The sequence below is a fragment of the Flavobacterium sp. genome, from assembly GCF_031409475.1.
In the GTDB taxonomy this organism is placed as follows: domain Bacteria; phylum Bacteroidota; class Bacteroidia; order Flavobacteriales; family Flavobacteriaceae; genus Flavobacterium.
Window position 1 is genome coordinate 21,500 of the sequence record NZ_JANNXH010000038.1, and the last position, 8,201, is coordinate 29,700.

General features: G+C 35.2%; 5 protein-coding genes. 3 read left to right on the top strand and 2 right to left on the bottom strand.

Annotated elements, in window-relative coordinates; all coding sequences use genetic code 11:
- Positions 1-62: 62 nt before the first annotated feature.
- Positions 63-3,365, top strand: coding sequence for a PA domain-containing protein (locus RMO53_RS07315; protein WP_310379323.1), 3,303 nt, complete (start codon positions 63-65; stop codon positions 3,363-3,365).
- 54 nt (positions 3,366-3,419) lie between these two features.
- On the opposite strand, the gene RMO53_RS07320 is transcribed toward RMO53_RS07315, so the two are convergent.
- Together RMO53_RS07320 and RMO53_RS07325 are read right to left on the bottom strand one after the other, a co-directional pair.
- Entirely contained in the window at positions 3,420-4,373 is a 954-nt protein-coding gene (locus RMO53_RS07320) for a DUF3078 domain-containing protein (protein WP_310379324.1), read from the bottom strand.
- A 39-nt stretch (positions 4,374-4,412) separates the two neighbouring features.
- Positions 4,413-6,194, bottom strand: coding sequence for a 1-deoxy-D-xylulose-5-phosphate synthase (locus RMO53_RS07325; RefSeq protein WP_310379325.1), 1,782 nt, complete (start codon positions 6,192-6,194; stop codon positions 4,413-4,415).
- Positions 6,195-6,231: 37 nt separating this feature from the next.
- Between RMO53_RS07325 and RMO53_RS07330 the strand changes: the two genes are divergently transcribed.
- Positions 6,232-6,675 (top strand): nucleoside deaminase, encoded by a 444-nt coding sequence (locus RMO53_RS07330; protein WP_310379326.1) that lies wholly within the window; start codon positions 6,232-6,234, stop codon positions 6,673-6,675.
- Positions 6,676-6,967: 292 nt separating this feature from the next.
- The coding region (locus RMO53_RS07335; RefSeq protein WP_310379327.1) for a family 16 glycosylhydrolase at positions 6,968-8,201 on the top strand (1,234 nt) is incomplete at its 3' end.

Below are 8,201 nucleotides of genomic sequence, written 5' to 3' on the forward strand. Positions count from 1 at the left end.
AAAATCCAAGCAGTGTAAATATTCGTTTATATTTACAATTCAAATAATTAACACAATATAAAATGACAAAAAATTTACTCTTTATTTTAATTGGATTCGCTGTATTTGCTTCAGGATATTCGCAAACAAATTTAGTGAGCGAAATTCATAGCGATAGCAAATCTGCAATGAAAACAGAAGATAAACTCACTGTCAAAAGCAATAAAACCCTTTCAAAAATTACAAAACCAAACAAAAAAACAAAAGCATTAAGAAAGCAACATTCTAAGTTTTTAACAAATAGTCCATTCAAAAAAACATTACAATTGTCTAAAAACGACAGAAATGAAAATGGACTTCCTCCTAACAAATATTACGAAAGCGAGTGGGAGTTGACTATGAGTCCAACTCTAGGAAGGCCTACGCCAGAAAATTTGGCGGTAGTTAGAAAAAAATTAGCTATAGAAAAACAAAAAACATCTACTAATGCAAGAACACCCGGAGATGCAAGTAATAATAACTGGGTTGAAAGAGGGCCAACAAATGTAGGTGGGAGAACAAGAGCGATTATGTATGATCCTAACGACGCTACAAAAGAAACTGTTTTTGCAGGTGGAGTTAGTGGTGGTTTATGGAAAAACACAAACATTTCTAATCCAAATTCTACTTGGGCGAGAGTAAATATTCCAGAAAATTTAGCGGTTTCTTGCATTACAGCCGATCCAAATAACCCAAATGTATTTTATGTAGGAACTGGTGAATCTTATGTTGGTGGCGATGTGAACGGAGATGGAGTATGGAAATCTTCGGATAGTGGAGTTACTTGGGCGAAAATATTTGGCGGCATAACAGGACCAACTACTTTTCAGTCTCCATCAAGCATAACAATTAATAGCCCAATAGGTATCGCTGGTAGTTATGTAAATTATCCCACTACTGGATTTGGAAACCTAATTGGAGATGCTATTACTGAAAATATTGTTTTAATAAATGATGGCTCAGGATCACCAACATTAGGTTGTAATGCAATAACAAATGCAGCCGCACTTAACGGGAAAATCGCATTGATAAGACGCGGTAGTTGTACCTTTGTAATCAAAGTAAAGGCAGCTCAAGATGCGGGTGCAATTGCAGTAATTATGATGAATAACGTTGATGGACAACCTATTCCTATGGGAGGTTCGGATCCAGCAATTACAATTCCTTCGGTAATGATTTCAAAAGCAGACGGTGATATATTAGAAACTGCATTAGGATCTGGAAGTATAAATGGAACATTAAACCCAGTAATTCCCGGAGGATTTACTGGTAATTTAGTACCAGGAATTCAACATATTAACGATATAAAAATAAGAAATAATGGCGGAATTTCAGAAATTTATGTTGCAGTCGGTGATAGTTTTTATAGTGATGCCAATGCTACTACCTATCTAGGTGCTGATAATTATGGTTTATTTAAATCTACAAACGGAGGGTTAAATTGGACCGAAATACCATTGCAATTAACAGCAAATGGAAATAAACATTGTCCAAACGATATTGCGATTGGGTCAAATAACAAAATATGGGTTTCTACTACAAAAAGTATCGTTTTTAGAGATGGTGGCGGAATCGTTTTTTCTTCGACCGACGGTACAAATTTTAATCAAAATTATGAAGTTTTAGATGGTGATCGTACTCAAATTGCGGTTTCTACAACTACTCCGGATAAAGTTTATGTTTTAGCGCAACTTTCCTCTGGAGGTGTTTCAATGATAGGAACAACAACTGGTTTTTCAACCACAACAGTTTTGTCTTTACCAGACGATGCGGATACTGATATAACCCCTGAAGATTTTACCAGAGGACAAGCGTTTTATGACTTATTATTAGAAGTAGATCCAAGTAACGATCAAATTATATATGCAGGTGGAATCGATTTATTTAGATCAACATCAGGCGGACTAGTTTGGAAACAAATATCAAAATGGTCAAACAATAATAACCTTGCAGCATTAACATGTTCGAGTGTACACGCTGATCATCATGCGATGACTTTTAAACCAGGGAATAATAATATAGCTCTTTTTGGAAACGATGGAGGAGTTTATTACGCTTCAAATTTATCCGGTTCAGAAACATCTCAAACCATTACGCCAAGAATTTCAGGCTTTAATGTTACACAGTTTTACAGTTTGGCTGTTGCACCTACAAGTATAATAAGTGGATTAAATGGAGATTTTTTTATGGCTGGAGCCCAAGACAATGGAACCCAAAATTTTGCTGCTGCAGCAAATACTGTAAATACAAGCACAAGAGTTCAAGGTGGTGATGGTGCCTATTGTTTATTTGATCAAGATGGGGATAAATATTTCATTACAAACGGCACAAATAATTCTAGCATAAGCTATAGAACTACGGCTTCACCATTGACGACAAGAGTTATTAATTCTGAAACAACTGAAAACGGTGCTTTTATTAGTCCAATGGCACTCGACTCTAGTTTAGATATTTTATTTTCTGACTATACTTCGGCTACGCCAGTGTTTCAAATAAGAAGATATACGAGTTTAAAATCGGGTCCAGTTGGAAAAACAATTTTGACAAATGCACTTTTAACAAGTTCTCCAACAGCGCTAACAGTATCAAAATATACAACATCTTCGACAACACTTTTAGTTGGCACAAGAGGCGGAAAATTATTAAAACTAACAAATGCAGATGCTACAGAGGTATGGTCAGACATTACAGGACCGGGTTTTGTTGGGAGTATTTCGGATGTTGAATATGGAGCATCTGAAAATGATATTTTTGTTACTTTTCATAATTATAATGTTACCAGTATTTGGTATAGTAATAACGGTGGAGTTACATGGCAAAATAAAGAAGGAGATTTTCCAGATATACCTGTAAAATGTATATTGCAAAATCCATTAAACGCGTCGGAAGTTATTATAGGAACGGAACTAGGAGTTTGGTACACTAATACTTTTACTACAGTTTCTCCTGTTTGGAAGCAATCCTTTAACGGCATGAGTAATGTAAAAGTTACTGATATGGATGTTAGAAATGATAATGCAGTTTATGCAGCTACTTATGGAAGAGGTGTATTTTCGGGGGTGTTTACAAGTACATCTTTGTCAGTTAATGATATTGCAAATACTGACACATCAATAAAGGTATTTCCCAATCCTTCAAATGGACAAATCAAGATCAGCACTACTCAATTCGCTGGTAGAACTTCAATACAAGTGGCAGATTTGTTAGGAAGAATAGTTTACGATAAAACCGAAGAAAATTTTAGTTCCGAAAAATCAATCGACTTAAGCCAATTGCAAAAAGGAGTTTACATTATTAAATTTAGTAATGAAACTGTATATCAAACCCAAAAAATAATTATCGAGTAATATTTTAATAACCCAAAAAAAAGTCTGTGTCATTAGTATTGACACAGGCTTTTTCTATTTAAAAGTATAAATTAATCCCACACCCAAAACTTGTTTTAGTTGTATTTTTGGTCCAATAATAATTTGTTCTCCTGCTTTTTCTTCTTTCGCTTTAATATCATCATCATATAAAAGATGTGCGCCAATATTTGCCCGAACATATTGATTTACTATTAAATCCAGTTGTATCTGCCAATCGACATCAATGTTCCCAAAATTATTGATGTAATCAGAATACAGGCTCAATCTATTTTCTAGATTGATATTTTTCCAGACTTCTTTTTTATAATAACTCGTAATCAACAAACCAAGTTCTGTTTTTGATTTTTCACCTTCAGAAATTAGATTTCCATCTAAGTCATAAATAGCTTTAACAACTCCAAAAGCACCTTGATTGGCTAATCGTTGGTCTAAAACTAGTGTGTTTTTCATAGTCAATGGCGAAATATACACTGTAATTTTCTTTACTTTATTAAAATATTCAGCTCCTACGCCCAAGAAAGTATAGGCTGGCGCAAAGGGTTTTGATATTGCAAATTGGGTATTTGGATAATTATATCCATTGGTAAACTGCGTATTAAAATTAAATTTTGCAGAATGATACCAATTTGAAATCGTATCTTTTCGATACCCAAAAGTCGAATTAAATTGAATCGCATCATCCGACTTTCTAACCGCTATTCCGTCTTGTTTATTTATTCCGTATCGAATGACCAATTCATTAAACCATTTGCTTTTTGGTAGCGAATAAATTCGTGTAAAATTACCTTTTAGTAATCCTGATACTGAGCTCACACCACCGGCATTCCAATTTGAAAATGCAATTTCGCTGAGGTCAAATCCCACCACATTTTTCTTTTCCCAATGCGAAAGTGAGTCAGGTAATTTAACACTCACATTTTCTTGCGAATAGCTATTTGTTGATACTATAAATAAATAAAAAAAAAGCAAAGTGGGTATGAATCTCATCTTTTAAAATTAAATTTAAAATATCAAAAATAGCTCTTTTCAGTAATTTGAAAAAATAGTTGACAAGCTTTTAACGTCAATACTACAATATTGTTGTAGTTCATTTACCGTTCCATGCTCGATAAATTCATCAGGAACACCAAGCGTTTTTAGTATTGAAGTATAATTATTTTTAGCTGAGAACTCTAGAATTGCAGTTCCAAAACCGCCTTTAATCACGCCATCTTCAACAGTTATTATGGTTTTAAATTCTTTGAAAATAGTATGTAATAATTTTTCGTCTAATGGTTTTACAAAAGCAAAATCATAATGTGCAAAATCTTCTTGGTTTTTGATTTTGGCTAAAGCCAAAGTAACAGTGTTGCCAATTGTACCGTTTGATAAAACCGCAACTTTAGTTCCTTTCTTGAGACAATTTGCTTTTCCAATTTCAATTTTTTCATAATTCCCAAATTGTTGGAATTGCCAATCAACAAACTGTCCGCGTCCACGAGGATAACGAATAGCAATAGGATGATTTAAGCCCAATTGCGCAGTATATAAAATGTTTTGCAAGGCAATTTCATTCAAGGGCGAATAAATAATCATGTTAGGAATACAACGTAAATAAGCCAAATCGAAAACACCGTGATGCGTTGCGCCATCTTCGCCTACCAATCCTGCTCTGTCCAGGCAAAAAATAACGGGTAAGTTCTGTAAAGCCACATCATGTATAACTTGATCGTAAGCACGTTGCAAAAAAGTGGAATAAATATTGCAAAAAACTACCATGCCTTGAGTTGCCATTCCAGCCGAAAGTGTGACCGCATGTTGCTCTGCAATTCCAACATCAAAAGCGCGTTTTGGGAATGCATCCATCATAAATTTCAGCGAACTTCCTGATGGCATTGCTGGTGTGATTCCTATGATTTTTTCATTGGCTTTTGCCAAATCCAAAATTGTTAAACCAAAAACGTCTTGGTATTTTGGAGGCAAATTTTCTTCTGATTTTGGAATTATATTGCCAGTAATTGCATCAAATTTTCCTGGCGCATGGTATTGCACTTGGTTTACTTCGGCTTGTTGTAGTCCTTTGCCTTTGGTGGTAACGATGTGTAGAAATTTTGGTCCTTTTACTTTTTTTAATCTTTTTAATTCCTTGATAATGCTAGGAATATCGTGACCATCAATAGGTCCAGAATAATCAAAATTTAAGGATTTAATTATGTTATTTTGCTTCGGATTTTTTCCTTCTTTCACGGCAGTGAGATATTTTTTCAAAGCGCCAACACTTGGATCAATCCCGATGGCGTTGTCGTTTAGGATTACCAATAAATTAGCGTCAGTTACGCCAGCGTGATTCAATCCTTCAAACGCCATTCCTGAGGCGATGGAAGCGTCGCCAATTACGGCTATATGATGTTTTTCGATATCGCCTTTTAAATTAGAAGCAATCGCCATTCCCAAAGCGGCAGAAATGGAGGTAGAAGAGTGACCTACACCAAAAGTATCGTAAACACTTTCGCCTCTTTTTGGAAAGCCGGAAATCCCGTTAAGTTGGCGGTTGGTGTGAAAATTTTCTCTTCTTTCGGTTAGTATTTTATGACCATAAGCTTGATGACCAACATCCCAAACCAGCAAATCATTTGGCGTATTAAATACATAATGCAAAGCAATAGTAAGTTCAACAACGCCAAGACTTGCGCCAAGATGACCTTCTTTTACGGAAACAACATCAATGATAAAATCACGCAACTCTTTTGCAACCTGAGGAAGTTGAACTTCGTCGAGTTGGCGTAAATCACTTGGATTGTTGATGTGTTGAAGTAAATTGTCTGACATGAAGCAAATGTACGAATTGAATTCTTATTTTTGTTTTATGGAAAACATTTTCACCGACGAATATTTTATGAAAAAAGCTTTGCAAGAGGCCGAAATGGCTTTTGAGAAAGACGAAATTCCCGTTGGTGCCGTAATAGTAATCGACAATAAAGTCATTGCCCGAGGTCATAATCTCACCGAAATGCTCAATGATGTTACCGCACACGCCGAAATGCAGGCGATAACTGCTGCTGCGAATTTCCTTGGCGGAAAATATTTAATAGGTTGTACGATGTATGTTACGCTCGAACCATGCCAGATGTGTGCCGGAGCTTTGTATTGGAGCCAAATTTCCAAAATTGTTTATGGCGCCACTGATGAACATCGTGGTTTTGAGAAAATGGGAACACAATTGCATCCAAAAACCACAGTTGTTCGTGGAGTTTTAGCTAATGAAGCGAGTGAATTGATGAAGCGGTTTTTTGTAGAAAAAAAAAGATAATTTTATAAGTCCAAACCACAATAAGACCAAAAAACAAAAACTGGGATTCATTATATTATCGTTGCAATGAATTTGGAAATGAAATCAGGAGGAAAATTGAGATTGTGAGGGAGTAAAATAACTTTCCGCAAACGAATACCCTAGCCCAGATTGCTTCGCTAGTGTTAAGCGGTATTTTTATAAAGCTTCCAGCTTTCATTGAAGAACTATTATACCTTTTTATTGACTTATGAAACCCCTTTTACTCTTAAATAATTTTTAATTTTACAGTCTAATTAAAACCAAATAAATTATGAAAAAATTATTTTTTGCTGTTTTAATAGCTATTATCATTATCAGTTGTTCAACACAAGAATCTGAAAAATTACTTGAAACAAATAAGAATCAGTCTTTTAGACTAGAAAGTTCCTCCCTTTACAGCCCAAGTGGGTATTCATTAGTTTGGGAAGACAATTTTGATAGTTTTAATACCAATAATTGGTCAGTTGGGTGTAAAGATGCAGTTTCTGGAGATATTATACCTGGCGCAGCAGGGACTTATTTGTTAAATTCATCTTATGATGGCTACATCACCGCTGAGGATTCCTATGCTTCAAATGGTTCTCTAATATTAAGAAACCAAAAAAGAACCTACACAGGAACTAGTCCTGCGGGAACCTATCAGTATACCACAGGATGGATTAATTCTATGCATAAGGTTTACTTGAATAAAGGGTATATAGAAGTACGTGCTCAATTTCCTTCAGGAGATAAAGTTTGGCCTGCAATTTGGCTTGCCGCAGAAGATTTAGTTTGGGGACCTGAATGGGATTTGTGGGAATATTTTGGACAAAGGAGTGATGTTGGTTATGATAATATGGGATTACACCTTTTGACAGGAACTTATCCAAACACAAAATGGTACACTAAGTGGTTGAATTCCTATGATGCTACTTTTGACTGTGAAGCTTGGCACGTTTATGGATTTGAATGGACGAGTACTTTCGCTAAATGGTACATAGACGGTGTTTTAGTGCATACACTACTTGCCAGTTCTACTACCAATTGGCCTAATGAAAATATGTATCTGATTTTGAACAATGAAACTCGGACTTCTTCTCCAGATGCTACAACTAGTTGGCCTAATTCTTTGGTAATTGATTATATTCAAATATATCAAAATAACACTAGTAGTTTTACCTTCTCAAATGGAGGGTTTGAAACAGGCTTGGCTAGTCCTTGGACAACATATGGAACTACTTCAATTTCAAATACTGGAATGCGAACAGGTGCTTACTGTGCAAGAATAGGAAATAATTCAGGATTTGAGTATGCTATAACAGGACTTACACCAAATACGACATACAAATTTAGCGGTTATATTAAATCAGGTGCATCAAATCAAAATTCAAGTATAGCAGTTAAAGATTATGGTGGAAATCAAATTACGGCTTCGTCAAAAAGTACATCTTATACTTTAAAGACAATAACCTTTACTACAGGATCACAAAATACAACTGCCACCCTACGTTTTTACAAAACCAATG

What these genes read in the sequence shown, in the direction of transcription:
- RMO53_RS07315 (WP_310379323.1), top strand. Translation starts at nt 63, where the DNA reads ATGACAAAAAATTTACTCTTTATTTTAATTGGATTCGCTGTATTTGCT.
- RMO53_RS07320 (WP_310379324.1), bottom strand. Translation starts at nt 4,373, where the DNA reads ATGAGATTCATACCCACTTTGCTTTTTTTTTATTTATTTATAGTATCA.
- RMO53_RS07325 (WP_310379325.1), bottom strand. Translation starts at nt 6,194, where the DNA reads ATGTCAGACAATTTACTTCAACACATCAACAATCCAAGTGATTTACGC.
- RMO53_RS07330 (WP_310379326.1), top strand. Translation starts at nt 6,232, where the DNA reads ATGGAAAACATTTTCACCGACGAATATTTTATGAAAAAAGCTTTGCAA.